The 19,309-nt window shown below is 68.2% G+C and carries 23 protein-coding genes and 1 other RNA gene; 13 read left to right on the forward strand and 11 right to left on the reverse strand.

Annotation, left to right across the window (positions count from 1 at the left end):
- Positions 1-26 precede the first annotated feature (26 nt).
- Complete coding sequence (locus KHC24_RS09250; protein WP_213362918.1) at positions 27-653, reverse strand: YqgE/AlgH family protein; 627 nt, start codon at positions 651-653, stop codon at positions 27-29.
- A gap of 134 nt (positions 654-787) precedes the next feature.
- Here KHC24_RS09250 and KHC24_RS09255 point away from each other — a divergent pair, with 134 nt between their 5' ends.
- The gene (locus KHC24_RS09255; RefSeq protein WP_213362919.1) at positions 788-1,651 is read left to right on the forward strand and encodes a protein-disulfide reductase DsbD domain-containing protein; all 864 of its coding nucleotides are present in this window, start codon (positions 788-790) and stop codon (positions 1,649-1,651) included.
- Positions 1,652-1,781: 130 nt separating this feature from the next.
- Positions 1,782-2,267: a peroxiredoxin gene (locus KHC24_RS09260; protein ID WP_213362920.1), complete on the forward strand. Its 486-nt coding sequence runs from the start codon at positions 1,782-1,784 to the stop codon at positions 2,265-2,267.
- Between the two features lie 49 nt (positions 2,268-2,316).
- On the opposite strand, the gene KHC24_RS09265 is transcribed toward KHC24_RS09260, so the two are convergent.
- The gene (locus KHC24_RS09265; protein ID WP_213362921.1) at positions 2,317-2,523 is read right to left on the reverse strand and encodes a YdcH family protein; all 207 of its coding nucleotides are present in this window, start codon (positions 2,521-2,523) and stop codon (positions 2,317-2,319) included.
- Positions 2,524-2,761: 238 nt separating this feature from the next.
- Between KHC24_RS09265 and KHC24_RS09270 the strand changes: the two genes are divergently transcribed.
- Positions 2,762-2,932, forward strand: coding sequence for a YdcH family protein (locus tag KHC24_RS09270; protein WP_213362922.1), 171 nt, complete (start codon positions 2,762-2,764; stop codon positions 2,930-2,932).
- A 279-nt stretch (positions 2,933-3,211) separates the two neighbouring features.
- On the forward strand, positions 3,212-5,185 hold the full coding sequence (locus KHC24_RS09275) for a propionyl-CoA synthetase (protein ID WP_213362923.1): 1,974 nt from the start codon (positions 3,212-3,214) through the stop codon (positions 5,183-5,185).
- Positions 5,186-5,209: 24 nt separating this feature from the next.
- Here the strand turns inward: KHC24_RS09275 and KHC24_RS09280 are convergent, their stop codons facing one another.
- A complete protein-coding gene (locus KHC24_RS09280; RefSeq protein WP_213362924.1) occupies positions 5,210-5,881 on the reverse strand; it encodes a class I SAM-dependent methyltransferase in 672 nt (223 codons plus the stop codon).
- Between the two features lie 30 nt (positions 5,882-5,911).
- A complete protein-coding gene (locus KHC24_RS09285) occupies positions 5,912-6,622 on the reverse strand; it encodes a DUF1013 domain-containing protein (RefSeq protein ID WP_213362925.1) in 711 nt (236 codons plus the stop codon).
- A gap of 390 nt (positions 6,623-7,012) precedes the next feature.
- Here KHC24_RS09285 and ispH point away from each other — a divergent pair, with 390 nt between their 5' ends.
- The 6 genes from ispH to KHC24_RS09315 all read left to right on the forward strand — a co-directional run bounded on the left by ispH (position 7,013) and on the right by KHC24_RS09315 (position 11,050).
- Positions 7,013-8,008: a 4-hydroxy-3-methylbut-2-enyl diphosphate reductase gene (gene ispH, locus KHC24_RS09290; protein ID WP_213362926.1), complete on the forward strand. Its 996-nt coding sequence runs from the start codon at positions 7,013-7,015 to the stop codon at positions 8,006-8,008.
- Between the two features lie 44 nt (positions 8,009-8,052).
- Positions 8,053-9,021 carry a homoserine kinase gene (locus tag KHC24_RS09295; protein ID WP_213362927.1) on the forward strand — a complete coding sequence of 323 codons (969 nt, stop codon included), beginning with the start codon at positions 8,053-8,055 and terminating at the stop codon, positions 9,019-9,021.
- A complete protein-coding gene (rnhA, locus tag KHC24_RS09300) occupies positions 9,018-9,530 on the forward strand; it encodes a ribonuclease HI (RefSeq protein ID WP_213362928.1) in 513 nt (170 codons plus the stop codon). Before KHC24_RS09295 ends, rnhA begins: the two co-directional genes overlap by 4 nt.
- A gap of 16 nt (positions 9,531-9,546) precedes the next feature.
- Positions 9,547-9,981, forward strand: a complete 435-nt coding sequence (locus KHC24_RS09305; protein WP_213362929.1) for a DUF4260 domain-containing protein — start codon at positions 9,547-9,549, stop codon at positions 9,979-9,981.
- A gap of 115 nt (positions 9,982-10,096) precedes the next feature.
- Entirely contained in the window at positions 10,097-10,222 is a 126-nt protein-coding gene (ykgO, locus tag KHC24_RS09310) for a type B 50S ribosomal protein L36 (RefSeq protein ID WP_013167868.1), read from the forward strand.
- Positions 10,223-10,360: 138 nt separating this feature from the next.
- Positions 10,361-11,050, forward strand: coding sequence for a tetratricopeptide repeat protein (locus KHC24_RS09315; protein WP_213362930.1), 690 nt, complete (start codon positions 10,361-10,363; stop codon positions 11,048-11,050).
- A 54-nt stretch (positions 11,051-11,104) separates the two neighbouring features.
- Here KHC24_RS09315 and KHC24_RS09320 read toward each other — a convergent pair whose 3' ends face one another.
- The 5 genes from KHC24_RS09320 to KHC24_RS09340 all read right to left on the reverse strand — a co-directional run bounded on the left by KHC24_RS09320 (position 11,105) and on the right by KHC24_RS09340 (position 14,564).
- Entirely contained in the window at positions 11,105-11,620 is a 516-nt protein-coding gene (locus KHC24_RS09320) for a dihydrofolate reductase (protein ID WP_213362931.1), read from the reverse strand.
- Positions 11,617-12,909, reverse strand: a complete 1,293-nt coding sequence (locus tag KHC24_RS09325; RefSeq protein WP_213362932.1) for a flavin monoamine oxidase family protein — start codon at positions 12,907-12,909, stop codon at positions 11,617-11,619. The genes KHC24_RS09320 and KHC24_RS09325 overlap by 4 nt, the downstream gene beginning before the upstream one ends.
- 61 nt (positions 12,910-12,970) lie before the next feature.
- Positions 12,971-13,753, reverse strand: coding sequence for an SspB family protein (locus KHC24_RS09330; protein WP_213362933.1), 783 nt, complete (start codon positions 13,751-13,753; stop codon positions 12,971-12,973).
- Positions 13,754-13,833: 80 nt separating this feature from the next.
- Positions 13,834-14,204: a transfer-messenger RNA gene (ssrA, locus tag KHC24_RS09335) on the reverse strand.
- 42 nt (positions 14,205-14,246) lie between these two features.
- Positions 14,247-14,564 carry a hypothetical protein gene (locus KHC24_RS09340; RefSeq protein WP_213362934.1) on the reverse strand — a complete coding sequence of 106 codons (318 nt, stop codon included), beginning with the start codon at positions 14,562-14,564 and terminating at the stop codon, positions 14,247-14,249.
- Positions 14,565-14,805: 241 nt separating this feature from the next.
- Here KHC24_RS09340 and KHC24_RS09345 point away from each other — a divergent pair, with 241 nt between their 5' ends.
- The 3 genes from KHC24_RS09345 (at position 14,806) to KHC24_RS09355 (ending at position 16,637) form a co-directional block, all read left to right on the forward strand.
- On the forward strand, positions 14,806-15,195 hold the full coding sequence (locus KHC24_RS09345; protein WP_213362935.1) for a hypothetical protein: 390 nt from the start codon (positions 14,806-14,808) through the stop codon (positions 15,193-15,195).
- 123 nt (positions 15,196-15,318) lie between these two features.
- Positions 15,319-16,113, forward strand: coding sequence for a thymidylate synthase (locus tag KHC24_RS09350; RefSeq protein WP_213362936.1), 795 nt, complete (start codon positions 15,319-15,321; stop codon positions 16,111-16,113).
- 26 nt (positions 16,114-16,139) lie between these two features.
- Positions 16,140-16,637, forward strand: a complete 498-nt coding sequence (locus KHC24_RS09355; protein ID WP_213362937.1) for a GNAT family N-acetyltransferase — start codon at positions 16,140-16,142, stop codon at positions 16,635-16,637.
- Between the two features lie 86 nt (positions 16,638-16,723).
- On the opposite strand, the gene KHC24_RS09360 is transcribed toward KHC24_RS09355, so the two are convergent.
- Together KHC24_RS09360 and fumC are read right to left on the reverse strand one after the other, a co-directional pair.
- Positions 16,724-17,452, reverse strand: coding sequence for a Spy/CpxP family protein refolding chaperone (locus KHC24_RS09360; protein ID WP_246546433.1), 729 nt, complete (start codon positions 17,450-17,452; stop codon positions 16,724-16,726).
- A 142-nt stretch (positions 17,453-17,594) separates the two neighbouring features.
- Positions 17,595-19,019: a class II fumarate hydratase gene (fumC, locus tag KHC24_RS09365; protein WP_373878544.1), complete on the reverse strand. Its 1,425-nt coding sequence runs from the start codon at positions 19,017-19,019 to the stop codon at positions 17,595-17,597.
- Between the last annotated feature and the right edge of the window lie 290 nt (positions 19,020-19,309).

A 19,309-nucleotide genomic window follows, 5' to 3' on the forward strand; every position in this document is an offset into this window, starting at 1 on the left:
GCAGGGAAGAAGGCGGCCCCGCCGCCTCAGGCGTGGCCGGCCTCGGTGGAGAGCATGCCGGGATCGATGCCGAGCTTGCGCAGCGCCCGCTCATATTTGCCGGCCGCATCGGTGCCGAACACCAGCGACGCATCCGCCGGGCAGTTGAGCCAGCCATTCTGCTGGATCTCGTTTTCCAGCTGCCCCGGCGCCCAGCCGGCATAGCCGAGCGCCAGCACCGCGCTGTGCGGCCCGCCGCCGCCGGCGATCGCCTTCAGGATGTCGAGGGTGGCGGTGAGGCAGATGCCGCTGTCGATCGGCAGCGTCGAATCCTGGATGAAGAAATCCGAGGAATGCAGCACGAAGCCGCGCCCGGTCTCCACCGGCCCGCCCTTCAGCACCGTCACCTCGCCGGCGGCGCGCGGCAAGTGTATACGCTCCTCCTCCGGCACCACGTCGAGCTGCACCAGCAGGTCGCGGAAACTGATATGGCTGGCCGGCTGGTTGACGATGATGCCCATCGCCCCCTCGGGCGAATGGGCGCACATATAGATCACCGCGCGGGCGAAACGCTCGTCGCGCATGCCGGGCATGGCCACCAGCAGCTGTCCGTCGAGGAAGCTGGTGTCCGGGGGACGGTCGTCGCCGCCATTGTCCTTCTGGCCGATCCACATGCAAGGAAGCCTAGTCCCGACCCGCGGTTTTTCAAGTCCGCTGCGGCATCCGGCGGCACCTGCCCGCCGGGCCTCACATGAAATTGCGGGCGTGCCGGCTTTCCGCCGGTCGCGCGACGGGCTATCGGCTGGATATGATCACGCATTCCCGCCTCGCCGCCCCGCTTCTCGCCGCTCCCCTCGTGGTCGCGCTGTCCTTGCCGCCGGCGCGGGCGGAGGTCGAATCGCCATGGTCGGCGCCGGAAGGCACCGCGGTGCGGCTGGTCGCCGGCGCCCGCGAAGGGGTGGTTCATCACGCCGGCGTCGAGATCCGGCTGGCATCGGGCTGGAAGACCTATTGGCGCTATCCCGGCGATGCCGGCATCCCGCCGCAGTTCAACTGGGGCGATTCCGACAATGTCGAACGGGTGGAGATCGACTGGCCGGCACCGATCCGCTTCGACGAAGGCGGCGCCACCTCGATCGGCTACAAGCACGACGTGATCCTGCCGTTGCGGGTTGTGCCGAAGGACCCCGGCCAGCCGGTGCGGCTCGATCTCGCGCTCGATTTCGCGGTGTGCTCGACCATCTGCCAGCCGGCCAGCGCCAGCGTCGCGCTCGACATTCCCGCCGCCGGCGCCGCCCCGACCTCGCCGGCGCTGGAGAACGCCACCGCCCAGGTGCCGCGGCCGGTCGGAATGGGGGCTTCCGGCGCGCCCGCCATCGAAGAGGCCAGGCTGGAAGGCACGGGCGACAAGGCCCGCATCCGGGTGACCGCCCGTCTCGCCGATTCTGCCGCCGGCGACCTGTTCGTCGAGGGGCCGAACGAGGACTGGGCCCTGCCGCTGCCCGAGCGCCAACCGGGCGCCGATGGCCGCACCGTCTTCGTGCTGCCGGTCGAGGGCGTGCCGAAGGGGGCGAGCCTCGCCGACAGCCCGCTGCGCTTCACCCTCGTCGACGGCAAGGACGCCGGCGCGGTGCGGGCGGTGGAGGCGACGGCGCGACTTTCCACCCCCTGAAAACGCTTTCCGTGCGACGGGAACCGATTATGCTACCGGCGCCGCGCCGGGGCGGCGCCAGAACCGCTCCGCAAGAACCGCTCCGGGCGGCGCAGCTATGTCATATGACGTCCGTTGAAAGGAATTCCCCATGACGATCAAGGTCGGCGACAGCCTGCCGAGCGCCACCTTCCGCGTCGCCACCGCGGACGGCCCGGTGCCGAAATCCACCGAGGAAATCTTCAAGAACAAGAAGGTCGTGCTGTTCGCGGTGCCGGGCGCCTTCACCCCGACCTGCCACAAGAACCACCTGCCGAGCTTCATCGCCCGCGCCGACGAGATCTTCGCCAAGGGCGTCAGCACCATCGCGGTGACCGCGGTCAACGACCCCTTCGTGCTGGAAGCCTGGGAAAAGGCCTCCAATGCCGGCGGCAAGATCCTGTTCCTCTCCGACGGCAATGGCGAATTCGCCAAGGCGCTGGGCCTCGATTTCGACGCCTCCGCCGCCGGGCTCGGCCTGCGCTCCAAGCGCTACTCGATGCTGGTCGATGACGGCGAGGTGCTGATCCTCAATGTCGAGCCGGTGCCCAGCAAGGCCGACACCACCAATGCCGACGTCCTGCTGACGCAGTTCTGATCCGGCCCCGTGCCCTCCCCCCGGCGGCAATGCAGCCGGGGGACCCGCCTCAGGCGATGATGTCGGGCAGGATCTGGTCCTCGAAGAAGCCGATGCGGTCCTTGAGCGACAGCTTGCGCTTCTTCAGCCGGGCGAGCTGCAGCTGGTCACAGCCGGGAATCGACTGCAACGCCTCGATCGCACTGTCGAGATCGCGATGTTCCTGTCGCAGGCGCTCGAGGAGCGCCTGCAGCTCGCGTTCCTCATCCGCCGTCATCTGTGCCAAAACGCCGACCCGCAACCCGATTCGTTTTTCATCGCGCCATGGCGCGCGGCACGATTATCACCGTGGTTGCCGCTGGCCGCAATACGCCGCCCGGTGCCTGTCCTCCGCACAAGTGGCGCTTTTTGCACCGCACGGACATGCTGCGGCGCAGCGCATCGTTTCGTCGACAGCGCCGTTCTTCGGTGACAGACTGATGACGTTCCTAATCCAGACAGGGAGATCACAGTCCATGTCCATGCAGGCGCATGTTGCGGAACTCGAAAGGCGCCACCAAGCGCTCGACAGGGAACTGAAGGCCGAAATGGCCCATCCGGCATCCAGCGAATCGAGAATAGCGGAACTTAAGCGGCGCAAGCTGCACCTCAAGGACGAAATCACCCGGTTGAAGACGGTGCATTAGCGGGTTCGAGCACGGCAGGCCGACGTATCGCGGGTTCGTGAACCGCCAGCCCACATACCTCAGGCCAAGCGCTGTGGATCAATGCGTGGAAGGTACAGCGTCTTTTGCCGCCGGCCCCAGGGCCGGCGGTTCGCGTTTCGCGGTTTTCGCGTCGGCAGCTCGCGGGGTCGACCAAGGTCGTAAGCATTTCAGCGTTCTTGCAGGCGAAACCCGCCATCGGTTTCCTTGAAGAAAAACACCCTCGAAAATAATACCATCGGTTTCAGGGAGACGCCGACCATGACCACCTCCGCCACCGCCGCGGCACCGGCCTCCGGCTACGGTGCCGTCCAGGCCGCCGCGATCGACGACCCCGAGCGGTTCTGGAGCCAGGCGGCCAAGGCGATCGACTGGATCGCCCCGCCGCGTCAGGTGTTCGATCCCGGCCTCGGCGCCTATGGGCGCTGGTTCGTCGGCGGCCTCACCAATGTCTGCCACAATGCGGTGGACCGGCATGTCGATGCCGGGCGCGGGCCGCAGCCGGCGATCCTTTATGACAGCCCGGTCACCGGCAGCCAGCGCACCGTCACCTATGCCGAGATGCTGGCGGAGACCCGCACGCTCGGCGCCATGCTGCGCGACCTCGGCGTCGAGAAGGGCGACCGCGTCGTCATCTATATGCCGATGGTGCCGGAGGCGGTGATCGCCATGCTGGCCTGCGCCCGCATCGGCGCCGTGCATTCGGTGGTGTTCGGCGGCTTTGCGGCGGCGGAGCTGGCCAGCCGCATCGACGACGCCCGGCCCAAGGTGGTGCTCGCCGCCTCCTGCGGCGTCGAGCCGAGCCGCTTCGTGCCCTACAAGCCGCTGCTCGACCGCGCGCTCGCCATGGCGCGCCACAAGCCGGATGCCTGCGTCATCCTGCAGCGCCCGCAAATGGAGGCGCAGCTGGTCGCCGGGCGCGACCATGACTGGGCGACGCTGCGCGAGAAGGCGGCGGCCGGCGGGCGCGGCGTCGATTGCGCGCCGATGGGCGCCACCGATCCGCTCTACATCCTCTATACCTCCGGCACCACCGGCAAGCCGAAGGGCGTGGTGCGCGACACCGGCGGCTACATGGTGGCGCTGCGCTGGTCGATGGAAGGCCTCTACGGGGTGAAGCCGGGCGAGGTGTTCTGGTCGGCCTCCGATATCGGCTGGGTGGTCGGCCATTCCTACATCGTCTATGCGCCGCTGATCACCGGCTGCACCAGCGTGCTCTATGAGGGCAAGCCGGTCGGCACGCCGGATGCCGGCGCGTTCTGGCGGGTGATCGAGGACTACAAGGTGTCGGCGCTGTTCACTGCCCCGACCGCGCTGCGCGCCATCAAGAAGGAAGACCCCAACGGCAGGCTGATCGGCGGCTACGACCTCTCCAGCCTGCGCACCCTGTTCCTCGCCGGCGAGCGCGCCGACCCCGACACGGTGCTGTGGGCGGGCGACAAGCTCGGCGTGCCGGTGATCGACCATTGGTGGCAGACCGAGACCGGCTGGGCGATCGCCGGCAACCCGGTCGGCCTCGGCCTGATGCCGGTAAAGCCGGGCTCGACCGGCGTGCCGATGCCCGGCTACCAGATCGACATCCTCGACGAGGGTGGCCATCCGGTCGCCGACGGCAAGATGGGCTCGATCGCCATCAAGCTGCCCTTGCCGCCCGGCTGCCTGCCGACGCTGTGGCGGCAGGAGGAGCGCTTCGTCGAAAGCTACCTCACGGAGTTCCCCGGCTATTACAAGACCGCCGATGCCGGCTTCCGCGACGCCGACGGCTACCTGTTCATCATGGGCCGCACCGACGACATCATCAATGTCGCCGGCCACCGCCTGTCCACCGGCGGCATGGAGGAGGTGCTGGCCGGCCATCCCGACGTCGCCGAATGCGCGGTGATCGGCATGCATGACGAGCTGAAGGGCGAGGTGCCCTGCGGCTTCGTGGTGCTGAAATCCGGCGTCGAGCGCTCGCCGGCGGCGATCGAGGCCGAGATCGTCGCACTGGTGCGCGAGCGCATCGGCCCGGTGGCGGCGTTCCGCATCGCCATCACCGTGGCGCGGCTGCCCAAGACCCGCTCCGGCAAGATTCTGCGCGGCACCATGAAGAAGATCGCCGATGCCGCGCCGTGGAACATGCCGGCCACCATCGACGATCCGGCGGTGCTGGACGAGATCGCCACCGTGCTCAAGCAGCGCGGCCATGTGAAGCCGAGCAATGTGAAGCCCGCTACGAAGCCGAGCGCCGCATGAGGCGGCGCGACGGGTCTCCCGCGCTCAGGCGCGGGCGACCCAGCCGCGAAAGGTAAAGGCGGCGTAGAACAGCTCGACCGCGGCGAAGCCGGCCCGCCGCAGCAGCGCCGCATCCTCTTCCGGCGCGAGGATGGGCAGGCGGGCAGGAATCGCGATGCGGGCGCTTTCAGCCTGTTCGGGCGGTACGCCCGAGGCGACGGCGAAGGCGGCATAGCGCGACAGCCAGCGCGCGCGGTCGTCTTCATCCCCGGCGATGCTGTGATGGACGACGACGAAGGGCGCGCCCGGCTTCAGCCGGCAGCGCACCGCCTCCAGCGTGGCGAGGCGCTCGGCCTCCGGCAGGAAATGCAAGGTGAGCAGGCAGGTGGCGCCATCGAACGGCCCTTCGGGCGCGACGTCGATGAGGCCGCGATACAGCCGTGCCCTCGGCGCCAGCGGGCCGAGGGTAGCGGCCGCCAGCTTCAGCATCTCCTCCGACGGATCGACGCCGTCAAAGCTCCAGCCCGGCCGTGCCGCGGCGAAGGTGCGCAACTCCAGCCCGCCCCCGGCACCGAGAACGAGGATGCGCGCATCGTCCGGCGCGTGCTCGGCCAGCAGCAGCAGCGCCATGCGCTGCATATCGGCAAAGCCGGGCACCAGCCGCGGCGGACCTTCGGCGTAACGCGCCACCGAGTGCGGATCGTCGAAGGGCGTCAACGGCCGGCTCCCGTCAGCGCGGCGCGGGGATCATTCGTCCTCGCCAGCCTCGCTCTTGCGCGAGCCGCCGAGCTTGGCGAACACGGTTTCGAGGTCGAGCGAATCTTCCTTCGGCTTGCGCGGGGCGGTGAAGCCCTCGTCATGCGGCGTGTGCGAGGTGGTGACCTCGGCCGGCAGCAGCGTGGCGCCGGCGCCCTCGGCGAGGGTGGCCGGGCGGTCCTTGGACGAACGCTGCACTTCGATGTCGAGGTCGATCTGCGAGCACAGGCCGAGCGTCACCGGGTCCATCGGCGTCAGGTTCTGCGCGTTCCAGTGGGTGCGCTCCTTGATCGACTCGATGGTGGTCTTGGTGGTGCCGACCAGCCGCATCACCTGGCTGTCCTTCAACTCCGGGTGATTGCGCAGCAGCCAGAGAATGGCGTTCGGCCGGTCCTGGCGCTTCGACACCGGGGTGTAGCGCGGGCCGCGGCGACGCTTGGGCTCCGGCAGGCGCACCTTGGATTCGAGCAGCTTCAGCCGGTAGTTCGGGTTCTTCTCGGCGCGCTCGATCTCTTCGCGCGACAGCTGGCCGGAAGAGACCGGGTCGAGGCCCTTGATGCCCTGCGCGACTTCGCCGTCGGCGATGCCCTTCACTTCGAGGACATGCAGCTTGCAGAAGTCGGCGATCTGATCGAACGTCAGCGCGGTGTTTTCCACCAGCCACACGGCGGTGGCCTTCGGCATAAGAGGGGCGTTCGCCATGGGGCGCGTCTCCTGTAAATGGCTTTCGGCCAGTAAACTCTGCGGCCAGTAAACGTCGCATACGCGGATCCGTTCGCTCCGCCACCCCCTCGGGGGCGGAGCCTCGGACCGTCTCGCGATGACCGGGATGGCGCGAATATAAGCCCGCCGGCCCGCGCGTGCAAATCCAAAGACGGCGAAGAATGGGCAGCCGGCCGTGATCGCGAGCCACTGTCCCCGCCCATTCTCGCCGCGCCTCGCCGGCGGCTGCGCCGGCACGCCCCGGGGCGGCGCGCTTGACACTGCGGGTCGCTCCACCCATGAGGGAGCGGAAGCTGGATTTTTCCGGCATCCGTTCAGACATTCGCCGCCGCCGCGCCCCGGTGCGGTGGCTCCGCGACGGAACCCGCGATGAGCGCCATCGACACAGCTGCCGAGAAGCCGGCTCTCCGCGTCCTGCTCTGCGCCCCGCGCGGCTTCTGCGCCGGGGTGGTGCGGGCCATCGACGCGGTGGAGCGCGCGCTGGCGCTCTATGGGCCGCCGGTCTATGTGCGCCACGAGATCGTCCATAACAAATATGTCGTCGAGGGGCTGAAGGCGAAGGGCGCCATCTTCGTCGAGGAACTCGACGAGATTCCCGCCGACACCACCGCTCCGGTGATCTTCTCCGCCCATGGCGTCGCGAAATCGGTGCCGCTGGAGGCGGCGGCGCGCAATTTCTACGCCATCGACGCCACCTGTCCGCTGGTGACCAAGGTGCATCGCGAGGCCACCGTGCACTACAAGAAGGGCCGCGAGGTGGTGCTGATCGGCCATGCCGGCCATCCGGAGGTGATCGGCACCATGGGCCAGTTGCCCGAGGGCGCGGTGACGCTGATCGAGACCGCCGAGCAGGCGCGGACCTTCACCCCGCGCGATCCGGCCAATCTCGCCTATACGACGCAGACCACCCTCTCCATCGACGATACCGCCGCGATCGTCGACATATTGCGCGCCCGCTTCCCGGCGATGACCGCCCCACACAAGGAAGACATCTGCTACGCCACCACCAACCGCCAGGAAGCGGTGAAGAAGGTGGCGCCGCATGTCGACGCGATGATCGTGGTCGGGGCGCCGAATTCCTCCAACTCGCAGCGCCTGCGCGAGGCCGGCGAACGCGCCGGCTGCCGCGTCGCGGTCTTGGTGCAGCGGGCGAGCGAGATCGACTGGGAGCTGTTCGACGGCATCACCTCGCTGGCGGTGACGGCGGGCGCCTCGGCGCCGGAAATCCTCGTCGAGGAGATCATCGACGCCTTCGCCGCGCGTTTCGCCGTCAAGGTCGAGACGGTGCACACCGTCGAGGAGGACGTGTTCTTCCCGCTGCCCCGGCAGTTGCGGCCCGACATCCCGGACGCCGCCGCCGAATAGCCGCCGGCCATTCCTCCCCTTCCGTCCTCAAGGTCCGCCCGTTCATGGCCGTCTATACCGATGTCCCGCCGGAAGAGCTCGAAGCCTTCCTCTCCACCTATGAGCTCGGCCGGCTGCGGGCCTTCAAGGGCATCGCCGAAGGGGTGGAAAACTCCAACTTCCTTCTGCAGACCGAGGCCGGCAGCTTCATCCTCACGCTCTACGAGAAGCGGGTGAACCCGGACGACCTGCCCTTCTTCATTGGCCTGATGCAACATCTCGCCAACCGGGGCATCGATTGCCCGCAGCCGGTGAGGAACCGCGACGGCGTCGCGCTCGGTCGCCTCGCCGGGCGGCCGGCGCTGATCGCCACCTTCCTCCTCGGCACCTCGGTGCGGCGGCCCAGCGTCGCCAACTGCGCCGCGCTCGGCACCGCGCTCGCCGGCCTGCACCAGGCGGGAGCCGACTTCACCGCCTTCTCCCGCGTCAACGCGCTGTCGGTCGTCGGCTGGCGCCCGCTCTACGAGCAGGCAGAGTCGCGCGCCGATACGGTGGCGCCGGGGCTGGCCGCGCTTATCGCCGATGAGCTTTCGGTGCTGGAGCCGGGCTGGCCGGTGGGCCTCCCGGCCGGGGTGATCCATGCCGACCTGTTCCCCGACAATGTGTTCTTCACCGATGACAGGCTTTCCGGCCTGATCGACTTCTACTTCGCCTGCAACGACACCCTCGCCTATGACGTCGCCATCTGCCTCAATGCCTGGTGCTTCGAGGCGGACGGCGCCTACAACCAGACCAAGGGCCGAGCGCTGCTCGCCGGCTATCAGGCGGTACGCCCCTTGTCCCCGGCCGAGATCGCCGCGCTGCCGATGCTGTGCCGCGGCGCGGCGCTGCGCTTCCTGCTCACCCGCCTCGTCGACTGGCTGAACGTGCCGCCCGGCGCGCTGGTGCGCCCGCACGACCCGAGGGAATATCTGCGCAAGCTGCGCTTCCATCGCTCGGTGGAGAGCGTGCGCGACTATGGGGTGGACGCGTGAAGACCGCGCCCGGCACCGCCCGCATCTTCGCGGATGACGAGACCAAGGAAGCCACCAAGCCGTCCGGCAGTGTCGCGGTGTGGACCGACGGCGCCTGTTCCGGCAATCCCGGCCCCGGCGGCTGGGGCGCGATCCTGCGCTATGGCGATCACGAGCGCGAGCTGTCCGGAGGTGAATCGCCGACCACCAACAACCGCATGGAGCTGATGGCGGCGATCTCGGCACTGGAAGCGCTCAAGCGCCCCTGCATCGTCGATCTGCACACCGACAGCGAATATATGCGCAACGGCATCACCAAATGGATCGCCGGCTGGAAGCGCAATGGCTGGCGCACCGCCGACAAGAAGCCGGTGAAGAATGTCGACCTGTGGGAGCGGCTGGAGGCCGCGCTTGGCACCCATGAGATCCGTTGGCACTGGGTGAAGGGCCATGCCGGCGACGTGATGAACGAGCGCGCCGACGAACTGGCCCGTGCCGGCATGGCGCCCTATAAGACCGGGCGCAGCTGAGCGGCGGATCGAGCCAGTGCCGGCACCCGATGATGTCGACCCTGCCGGAGCGGTCACCGGCACGCCCTGCGCCCTGCTGCGGCTCGAAGGCCTTGCCGTCGCCGTGGCGGCGATCCTCGCCTATCGCCACCTCGATGCCGGCTGGGGCACCTTCGCCCTGCTCATCCTCGCGCCAGACCTCAGCCTGCTGTCCTATCTCGCCGGGCCGGGCGTCGGTGCCGCCCTGTATAATGCCGCGCATTCCTACCTTCTGCCGGCGCTGCTCGCCGGCATCGGCCTGGCACTCGGCCGGCATTGGCCGGCGGCGGTGGCGCTGATCTGGGTCGCCCATATCGGCATCGACCGCGCGCTGGGCTACGGATTGAAATATCCGCGCGGTTTCCGGCTGACCCATCTCGGCCGGATCGGCAAAGCACCGCGGGATGGGGATCAAAAGCGTTCACCCGATTGACAAAGCCCCCATGGCTCCGCTATCAGCCGGGCCTCGAATTCAAGCTGGCGGACGGGGCGCGGCCATGGAGGCGCCGTCTCATGCGCAGGCGCACTCGATCCGAAGGTGAAGTATTATGAAGATCCGTAACTCGCTCAAGTCGCTGCTCGGCCGTCACCGCGACAACCGTCTGGTGCGCCGCAAGGGCCGCGTCTACATCATCAACAAGACCCAGAAGCGCTTCAAGGCCCGCCAGGGCTGAGGCTTTTCGCGCGAGCGCCTCCGGCCGGCGCGATCGCCCGGCCGCAGCCAGACGCTCCCGCGACCGCCGCGATCACGTTTTCGCGGTGCGGCACTTCCGGCAATTGACGAAGGCGCCATGTTTCCCGAAACTCGGGGCATGCGCGCCTTTTTTGCTGTCCTGCTTCTGACCGTCTCCCCGCTCGCCGCTCTGGCGCAGACCGCGCCGCCGGCCGAGACGCCGCCGGCCGCCAGGACGGAACCGGTGCCGCAGGCGAAGCCGGCCGATCCGCAGGCCACCTCTCCTCAGGCCACGTCTCCCCAGCCTAAATCTCCCGACGCCGCGGCAACCGCCGGCGAGCCCGATCGCGCCAAGCGCCTCGACGCGCTGTTCGCCGCCCTCAAGGTGGCGCCGACGCAGGAATCGGCGAAGAGCATTGCCGACCGCATCGACATCGCGCTGACCCCTTCCGGCAGCGAGACGGTGGATCTGCTAATGAGCCGGGCGGCGATCGCCACCCAGGCCAAGGATTACGACCTCGCCGTCCAGCTGCTCGACGGCATCCTCGTGGTCGATCCCAACCACCTCGACGCCTGGAATCGGCGGGCGACGGTGTTCTATCTGCAGCAGGACTATGCCGATGCGCTCGCCGACCTCCGGCAGGTGGTGGCCCGCGAGCCGCGCCATTATGCCGCCTGGATGGGCATCGCCCTGATCGCCAAGGACCTCGGCGACGAGAAGCGCGCGCTGGAAGCGATACGCAAGGCGCGCGACATCTATCCGCAGTTCGAGCAGGCCGAGAACATGGAGGAGACGCTCTCCCTCTCGGTCGAGGGCAGGCCCATCTGATTCTTGCCTATCTGGTCTTTCGCGGAACGGATTTGGCTGATCCGGGGCAACGGCTCAGGCCCGCACGTAATCCACGAAGCTGAAGGCGTATTCGTCCTTCTCGGTCTGGAACGGGCCCTCGCGGCCGGTCTCCCGCCAGGCGGCGCGGTCGAAATCCGGGAAGAGCACGTCGCCCTCCGGTTCGCCATGCACCTCGGTGAGCCGCAGCTTTGCAGCGAGCGGCAGCGCCTGCGCATAGATCTGCGCACCGCCGATCACCGCCATCTCATCGACATCCATCCGTTCCGCTTCGCGCGCGCCCATGTCGAGCGCCGCCTCCAGCGACGGCACCACCCGCACCGTTTCCGAAGCCGGCAGAAAGGCGGTGTCGCGGCTGATGACGATGCTGGTGCGGCCGGGCAGCGGCTTGCCGATGGAATCGAAGGTGCGCCGGCCCATCAGGATCGGCTTGCCCCAGGTGATGGCGCGGAAGCGCTTCAGATCGCCGGAGATGCGCCAGGGCAAGGCCGGACCGCGCCCGATCACCCCATTGGCGGCCACGGCGGCGACCAGCACCAGCGCGACGCTCACGCCGCCGCTCCCTGCAGCGCGGCCAGCACCGCATCGGCGGCGGCAAGTCCGGTGAGATGCGCGCCATGCGCCGTCGAATAGGCATGGGCGGAAACCGCCTCGCCGGCGAACAGCACCCGCCCGCCCATGGCCTGCGCCACAGAACCCGGCGACAGCCGCGCGCGCAGCGGCGCAAGCCCCGGCAGCGCGCAGCTATAGGCGCCGCCGATCAGCGGATCCGCAACCCAGTCGGTGGTGGCGGTGGCCTTTACCCGCGCGCGAATATCGGCGCCGAAGGCATCCACCAGCGCCGCCAGGGCGAAATCCACCATCGCCTCGGCACCGGCGGCGACGAGACCGGCGGCGTTGGCGCCACCCAGCTGGCCGATCGCCATCGGCGCGCCGAACGGGTTCAGCGTGAAGTTGATCGGCTTGCGGGCCGGATCGCGCAGATCGAGCGTGTCGACATAGGTGGTGGGCGGCTGGCCGAACACGTCGCGGTCGAACAGCAGCGCCACCTTCTCCGCCGCGCCCAGCGGCAACGCCGCAAACGCCTCCTCCAGCGCCACCGGCAGGCCGGGAGTGAAGCGGATCGCCCCCTTCGCCACGACGCTGGTCGGCACGGCGAGAATGGCGTAGCGGGCCTTGAGCGTGCCGCGCGGCGTCGCCAGCGCCACGCCGGCCCCGGACCAGTCCACCGCCTCCACCGGGCAGGAGGTGACGATATCGAGCGCGGGAGCCGCCTGCGCGGCCACCGCCTGCACCAGCGCGCCATAGCCGCGCTCGACCGGATAATTCTCCGCCGTATCGGAATAGGCGGCATAATCGAGCGTGGAGACCTGCTCGGCCTCGGCGGCGGTCATCAGCGTCAGCCAATGGCGGGACAGCCGCAGCCAAGGGCTCGCCAGGTCGAGGCAATCGCTGGCGGCAATGTCGCGCCCCGCCTCGCCGGCCTCGTGTACGGCGGCGAAAGTGCCGTCGATCGCGGCCCAGATGGCGTGGCGCTCGGCCTCGTCGGCCCAGCGGTCGCCGAGATGGGTCGCCCGTGCCTGCCGCGTACCGCGCGCCAGATAGCCGAGCCCGAGTTCGTCGGCGGCGGCGCGCAGCGGATTTACGGAGGCCGAATGCAGCCAGTGGCAGCCACGGTCCCAGGCGACGCCGAAGCTGGCGGTATCGGTGAAGGCGCGTCCGCCGGTGCGGGCCGCCGCCTCGATCACCCGCACCTTGATCCCGGCCCGGTGTAGCCGGGCACCGGCCGCGAGGCCGGCGGCGCCGGCGCCGACCACCACGACGTCGTATTGTTCACTCATGAAACCGCCGCTCCCGGCCGGGTAAAATGCGGCGGAAGCTCCGCCGGCAGGCCGCCGCCCGTCACTTCTTGCGGAAAGCGTCGAGCCGGACCACCTGCGCGCCGCCTTCCTTGGCCTCGTCAGGCTTGCCTGCCTCGGACTTGCCTGCCTCGGACTTGCCCGCACCCGCCTTGGCCGGCTCCGATTTGGCGCCGCCTTTGCCTTCGCTGCTCTTACCGTCGCCAGATTTGGCCGCATCGGATTTGGCAACGCCGGATTTGGGCACGCCGGAGCCGGTCACCGCTTTCGGTGCCGCCGCAGCAGCCGGCTTGTCCTTCGCCGTATCGCTCGCCGCAGCGGGTGCCGGACGCGGCTGCGGCCGCGCCGCCACCGGAACCGGTCCCTTTGCCGGCTCGCGCGCCGCCGGACGCGCATCGGCCAGGCTCGCCACCTCGGCGCCGCCTGTGGTGGCGCCGGGCGTCCCGGTCTCGGAATCGCCCTCTTCGGACGGCGGCGGCTCGAATTGCAGCCCGAACTTAACCGACGGATCGAAGAAGCCCTTGAGCGCGTCGAAGGGGACGTGCAGCCGCTCGGGAATGCCGTTGAAGGACAGGCCGACCTCGAAGAAGAGCTCGGTGACCACAAGGTCCCAGAACTGGTGCTGGAGGACGATGGTCATCTCCTCCGGATACTTGTCCTTGAGCCGCGGGGACAGCCGCACGCCGGGCGCGCAAGTATCGAAGGAGACGTAAAGATGATGATCGCCCGGCAGCCCGTCGCGCGCGACATCGGTCAGCACGCGGCGGACCACGGCGCGCAGGGCTTCCTGAACCAGGAGATCGTAGCGGATAAGGTCGACACTCATGAGGGCAATGAACCCGATTCCGGCCGTCGTTGCCAGCCTGTGCCGCCACGGAGGCGATAAATTTGATGGGCGAGAGGTTAAGTGGAGGCTTCTGTTGCCAGGTGCCTCCGAACCCCGCCTTACAGTGCTACCCGCAAGGACTTATTTCCCAGAGATCAAACCGCTCACGCGGCCTGAGCAACCGGAGCATAGTTGTCGTTGGCAACTATATGTTCGGTCCGATGACGGCGGTACCATGCCGAGCAAAAGCCCACCCTTTACGCCCTCGTCGATCCTGTTTCGCCCCCGCCCGAGCCCAGCACCGCGCAAGCGCTGCGCGCATCTGGGCTCGGGTGGAGGCGCCGGGTACTGCCCCCGGGTCCGAAGGGTTTATTCCGATGGCCGTTTATCGCCATATCCGGCTTGCGCCGGCAGGTTGAATATAGGCGGGCGCGCGTCCGGTTGGAAGGGGGCATGCGCGCATTGCCCCGGCTGACACGCTGTCATCCCCGGATCATGCTTCGGTCTGGTCGCCATATTGCAGCTTGTCGAGCGGGATATCGGCCACGCCGACACCAAGCTTCTCCGCCAGTTCGTCGATACGCGCCTGCAAAGCCGCCATCATCAGGTCGCGCATCAGATCATAGCTGAGCGCGGCGTCGGAATGGGCGCTGCGCAATTCCTCGTCGCTGCGCAGGATCAGCATCGGGGTGGAACGGGCGCCGACCACCGACAGATCGAGCGGATGCGTCGGATCGGTCTCGAGCAGGCTCAGATGCACGCGCGCCCGATAAAGCGCGATCTTCAGGTCTTCCGGGCTGTGGATGGTCATCGGTCTTCTCCCCTCATGTCGTGGCGGCCGGTCGCCGGACCGGCACCGCAGGCGCGCGCTTTCCACAACAACCGCTGCGGGGGCTCGGGGTTCCCCGGAATACCGCCGCACCCGCCCGCCCGGCGGTGGCGCCGATGCCGGGCGGAGGCAAAAACATCCGACCGAGGGAACGACCGGCACGCTCGCCCGTTTGTTTCGCAGTCTCGGGGACATCGTTGGGGGACAGACAAGGAGTGATACGATGAAATTCACCCACCTCGCCGCCGGCGCGCTCGCCACCTCGATCGGCATCGCGGCCCTGGCCAGCCCCGCCGCCGCCCAGACCTATCTTCGCAATTATGGCTCGGCCTATGACCCGCTGCCGGGCCCGACCTATTACGAGCCCGGCTACGTCACCTCCGGGGAGCGCGTGATCGTCCGCACCGATCCCCGCTACGTGACCACCGCCCAGCGCTATCTCGTCGTCGAGCCGGTGGATCCCTACGGGGCCGAGATCGTGCACGGCTACGGCAACAAGCCGATGCGGGTGATGCCGAGCCTGACGCGCGGCGGCTTCAACGGCCAGCCCTGCTACACGGTCGAAAAGACCAACAATGTCGGCCTGCTGCGCAGCTACACCTATTGCCGCTAGGCCCGCACGCGCCGGCGCCACGCACAGCTTTCCACACCACAACAGCGGGCGGCACATGCGCCGCCCGCTTTCATGCGCTATATCTAGTAGGCACTCGATATCGATAGCCTATGGTGGCGCGACATGCGGCAATATCACGAGCTTCTGGAACGCCTCCTCGCCGAGGGAACGCGCAAGGACGACCGCACCGGCACCGGCACACTCTCAGTGTTCGGCCACCAGATGCGCTTCGACCTGGCCGAAGGCTTTCCGCTCGTCACCACCAAGAAGCTGCACCTGAAATCGATCGTCCACGAGCTGTTGTGGTTCCTCGCCGGCGACACCAACATCGCCTATCTGAAGGCGAACGGCGTTTCGATCTGGGATGAATGGGCCGACGCGAACGGCGATCTCGGGCCGGTCTATGGCCATCAGTGGCGCTCCTGGCCGGACGGCCATGGCGGGGTGATCGACCAGATCGCCCAGGTGGTCGCCGACATCCGCCGCAATCCGGATTCGCGCCGGCTGATCGTCTCGGCCTGGAATCCGGCCGACGTGCCGCACATGGCGCTGCCGCCCTGCCACTGCCTGTTCCAGTTCTATGTGCTGGACGGCAGGCTGTCCTGCCAGCTCTACCAACGCTCGGCCGACTCGTTCCTCGGTGTGCCGTTCAACATCGCCAGCTATGCGCTGCTCACCCACATGGTGGCGCAGGTGACCGGGCTGAAGCCGGGCGATTTCGTGCATTCCTTCGGCGACCTGCACCTGTATTCCAACCATGTCGAGCAGGCACATGAGCAGCTGTCGCGCGCGCCGCGCCCGCTGCCGACGCTGAAGCTGAATCCGGCGATCACCGATCTGTTCGCCTTTCGCTTCGAGGACATCGCCATAGAGGGCTATGATCCGCATCCGGCCATCAAGGCGCCGGTGGCGATCTGACGTTTTCGCCGCGGGAGCCGCCGGAGATGAGCCTCACCCTTCGCCCGGCGCGGCCGGAAGACGCCGCGCTGATCTACTCGCTCATCCGCGAACTCGCCGAATATGAGCAGCTGCTGCACGAAGTCGAGGCGAGCGAGGCCGATATCGCGGCTGCGCTGTTCGGCGAACATCCCAGGGCGTTCTGCGACATCGCCGACTGGAACGGCAAACCGGCCGGCCTCGCGCTGTGGTTCTACAATTTCTCCAGCTTCGCCGGCCGGCACGGCATCTATCTCGAAGACCTGTTCGTGCGGCCGGCCTTTCGCGGCCGTGGCGTCGCCAAGGGGCTGATGCGCCGTCTCGCCCGCCGCTGCGTCGAGGAAGGGCTCGGCCGCTTCGAATGGTCGGTGCTCGACTGGAACGAGCCGGCGATCCGCGTCTATCGCGCGCTCGGCGCCCGGCCGAAATCGGAATGGACCCTCCAGTCTCTCTCCGGCCCCGCGCTGCGGGAACTCGCCGGCGTGGCGAAGCACTCGGAACCATAAAAAGCCGCCGGCACGCGGCCGGCGGCAAGTGAGACGGTCGGGGAACCCAACCCGATCAGGCAGCGCCTGATCGGGACGCGACGGGGCTACAGCCGCTGAGGGCCGGCATCCGGCCCGCCGGGAGGCGGCATGCCGGGACCGCCATGCGGCGGACGGCCGAACTCGCGGCGGTCGCCATGCTCCCAGCCATGACCACGCTGCGGCCCGTGATGCCGGTCGCGGCGCCATTCGGCCAGCCGCTCGCCCTGCGCCTCGCGGAACAGCACGTTGAAGCGGTGCTTCTGCGCCTCGTCGAGGCTCTGGTAGAGCGGGGCGGCCGCCTCGGCGAGCTGCTTGAGCGCGGTGCCGCGCGCCACCATGCGGTCCGCCCGCTGCTCCAGCCGGGCGACGAGGTCGCGATCCGGCCCGGCCGGGCCGGCATCCGCTTGTGGAGCGGGACCGCCGGGAGGCGGCGGCGGGGCGGCGGAGCCGGCATCCGCCTGCGGCGCGGGGGCGCCGGGCGGCGGGCCGGCACGGCGCTGGTCGCGCTGCGCTTCACGCTTTTCGCGCCATTCCTTCCGCACCTCGATGCGCTCCTTGGAATAGTCGCCCAGCGCGGTCTCCAGCGCCGGCCACAGCTTCTCCTGATCCGGGGTGAGCTTCAGCCCGGCCTTCAGCGCGGCAATGCGCGCATCCGACATGGCCGCGGCGTTGGCGGCCATCTGTTCGGGGCTGGGACGCTCCGGTCCGCCGGCGCGCAGATTCGGCGCGGCGATACCGAAAGTGACGCTGGCAAGCAGCGCGGCGGCGGTTGCGGCGAGGATGGTGCGTTTCATCGGCCTCATCTCCTTTTCGATGAGGCCGATGTTGGCGCGAATTGCCCGAAGGCTCAAATGAAACTTCGGTAATGTGGAACGAAGACTATTTGTTTACTTGTATGAACAGTTCATTCAGCCAGATGAATGGAAGATGAACGGGTCAGCCCGGCGAAATCATCTTCTCGGGGCGCACCACCGCATCGAATTCCTCGTTGCTGACATAGCCGCCGCCCACCGCCTCCTCGCGCAGCGTGGTACCGTTCTTGTGCGCGGTCTTGGCGATCTTGGCGGCGTTGTCGTAGCCGATCTTCGGCGCCAGCGCGGTGACCAGCATCAGCGAGCGCTCCAGCGCCGCCTTGATGTTGTCCTCGCGCGCCTCGATGCCGACGACGCAGTTCTCGGTGAAGCTCACCGCCGCATCCGCCATCAGCCGCACCGACTGCAGAAAATTATAGGCCATCACCGGGTTGTAGACGTTGAGCTCGAAATGGCCCTGGCTGCCGGCGAAGGTGAGCGCGGCATTGTTGCCGAAGATCTGCACGCAAACCTGCGTCAGCGCCTCGCACTGGGTCGGGTTCACCTTGCCCGGCATGATCGAGGAGCCCGGCTCGTTCTCCGGCAGCGAAAGCTCGCCGAGGCCGGAGCGCGGGCCGGAGCCGAGCAGCCGGATGTCGTTGGCGATCTTGAACAGCGAGGCCGCCACCGTGTTGATCGCCCCGTGCGAGAACACCATGGCGTCATGGGCGGCCAGCGCCTCGAACTTGTTCGGCGCGGTGGTGAAGGGCAGTCCGGTAATGGCGGCGATATGCTCGGCCACCTTCTCGGCGAAGCCGACCGGCGCGTTCAGCCCGGTGCCGACCGCGGTGCCGCCCTGGGCGAGTTGCATCAGCGCCGGCAAAGTTTGTTCGATCCGGGTGATCCCGTTCTCGACCTGCTGCGTATAACCGGAGAATTCCTGACCCAGAGTGAGGGGGGTGGCATCTTGCGTGTGCGTCCTGCCGATCTTGATGATGCCGGCCCACTGGTGCGCCTTGTCGTTCAGGGCGTTGCGCAGTTGCGAGAGCGCCGGCAGCAGACGGTGGACGATCTCCTCCGCGCAGGCGATGTGCATCGCCGTCGGGTAGGTGTCGTTCGACGACTGGCTCATGTTGACGTGGTCGTTGGGGTGAACCGGCTTCTTGGAGCCCTGCACGCCGCCCAGCATCTCGATGGCGCGGTTCGAGATCACCTCATTGGCGTTCATGTTGGACTGGGTGCCGGACCCCGTCTGCCAGACGGCGAGCGGGAAATGCGCGTCGAGCTTGCCCTCGATGACTTCCTGCGCCGCGGCGACGATCGCCTTGGCCAGCGCCGGATCGAGCCGGCCGAGTTCGAGATTGGTCTCCGCCGCCGCCCGCTTGACGATGCCGAGCGCGCGGACGACCGGCAGCGGCTGCTTTTCCCAGCCGATCTTGAAATTGCCGAGCGAGCGCTGCGCCTGCGCGCCCCAATACTTGTCGCTCTCGACCTCGATGGGGCCGAAAGTATCGGTTTCGATACGGGTCTTCGTCATGGGGAAACCTTTCGGATCGGGCGCTACAGGCATCGGCCGGCACACCGCCCCGATGGGCGGCGGATCGCGGCGCGGCGCCGGTTTAGCATGGGCGCGCCGGCCGGCAAATGCGACCTCGGACGAGGTCCCGGCCTCGACCGCATCCGTTGCCCGGCACCGCCGCCGACTCTTCACGAAGACGTGAACGGCGGCCCGATACCTCCGTCTCCGGCCCGGACCTTCGGCTTCACCGGACGAAGGGAAGGAAATGAACAGAATGCCGCCACAGGGGCGCGATACAAAGAAAAACGCTTTTATTTTCGCAACAACTTTCGACGTTTATC

Source organism: Ancylobacter defluvii (assembly GCF_018390605.1).
In the GTDB taxonomy this organism is placed as follows: domain Bacteria; phylum Pseudomonadota; class Alphaproteobacteria; order Rhizobiales; family Xanthobacteraceae; genus Ancylobacter; species Ancylobacter defluvii.

Excerpts from the sequence above, each read along its gene's own strand:
- KHC24_RS09325 (WP_213362932.1), bottom strand. The coding sequence starts at position 12,909 with ATGAGTGAACAATACGACGTCGTGGTGGTCGGCGCCGGCGCCGCCGGC.
- KHC24_RS09345 (WP_213362935.1), top strand. The coding sequence starts at position 14,806 with ATGAAATTCACCCACCTCGCCGCCGGCGCGCTCGCCACCTCGATCGGC.
- KHC24_RS09330 (WP_213362933.1), bottom strand. The coding sequence starts at position 13,753 with ATGAGTGTCGACCTTATCCGCTACGATCTCCTGGTTCAGGAAGCCCTG.
- ispH (WP_213362926.1), top strand. The coding sequence starts at position 7,013 with ATGAGCGCCATCGACACAGCTGCCGAGAAGCCGGCTCTCCGCGTCCTG.
- KHC24_RS09275 (WP_213362923.1), top strand. The coding sequence starts at position 3,212 with ATGACCACCTCCGCCACCGCCGCGGCACCGGCCTCCGGCTACGGTGCC.
- KHC24_RS09285 (WP_213362925.1), bottom strand. The coding sequence starts at position 6,622 with ATGGCGAACGCCCCTCTTATGCCGAAGGCCACCGCCGTGTGGCTGGTG.
- KHC24_RS09315 (WP_213362930.1), top strand. The coding sequence starts at position 10,361 with ATGCGCGCCTTTTTTGCTGTCCTGCTTCTGACCGTCTCCCCGCTCGCC.
- fumC (WP_373878544.1), bottom strand. The coding sequence starts at position 19,019 with ATGCCTGTAGCGCCCGATCCGAAAGGTTTCCCCATGACGAAGACCCGT.
- KHC24_RS09265 (WP_213362921.1), bottom strand. The coding sequence starts at position 2,523 with ATGACGGCGGATGAGGAACGCGAGCTGCAGGCGCTCCTCGAGCGCCTG.
- KHC24_RS09250 (WP_213362918.1), bottom strand. The coding sequence starts at position 653 with ATGTGGATCGGCCAGAAGGACAATGGCGGCGACGACCGTCCCCCGGAC.
- KHC24_RS09355 (WP_213362937.1), top strand. The coding sequence starts at position 16,140 with ATGAGCCTCACCCTTCGCCCGGCGCGGCCGGAAGACGCCGCGCTGATC.
- KHC24_RS09360 (WP_246546433.1), bottom strand. The coding sequence starts at position 17,452 with ATGAAACGCACCATCCTCGCCGCAACCGCCGCCGCGCTGCTTGCCAGC.
- KHC24_RS09260 (WP_213362920.1), top strand. The coding sequence starts at position 1,782 with ATGACGATCAAGGTCGGCGACAGCCTGCCGAGCGCCACCTTCCGCGTC.
- KHC24_RS09255 (WP_213362919.1), top strand. The coding sequence starts at position 788 with ATGATCACGCATTCCCGCCTCGCCGCCCCGCTTCTCGCCGCTCCCCTC.
- KHC24_RS09295 (WP_213362927.1), top strand. The coding sequence starts at position 8,053 with ATGGCCGTCTATACCGATGTCCCGCCGGAAGAGCTCGAAGCCTTCCTC.
- KHC24_RS09350 (WP_213362936.1), top strand. The coding sequence starts at position 15,319 with ATGCGGCAATATCACGAGCTTCTGGAACGCCTCCTCGCCGAGGGAACG.
- ykgO (WP_013167868.1), top strand. The coding sequence starts at position 10,097 with ATGAAGATCCGTAACTCGCTCAAGTCGCTGCTCGGCCGTCACCGCGAC.
- KHC24_RS09270 (WP_213362922.1), top strand. The coding sequence starts at position 2,762 with ATGTCCATGCAGGCGCATGTTGCGGAACTCGAAAGGCGCCACCAAGCG.
- KHC24_RS09340 (WP_213362934.1), bottom strand. The coding sequence starts at position 14,564 with ATGACCATCCACAGCCCGGAAGACCTGAAGATCGCGCTTTATCGGGCG.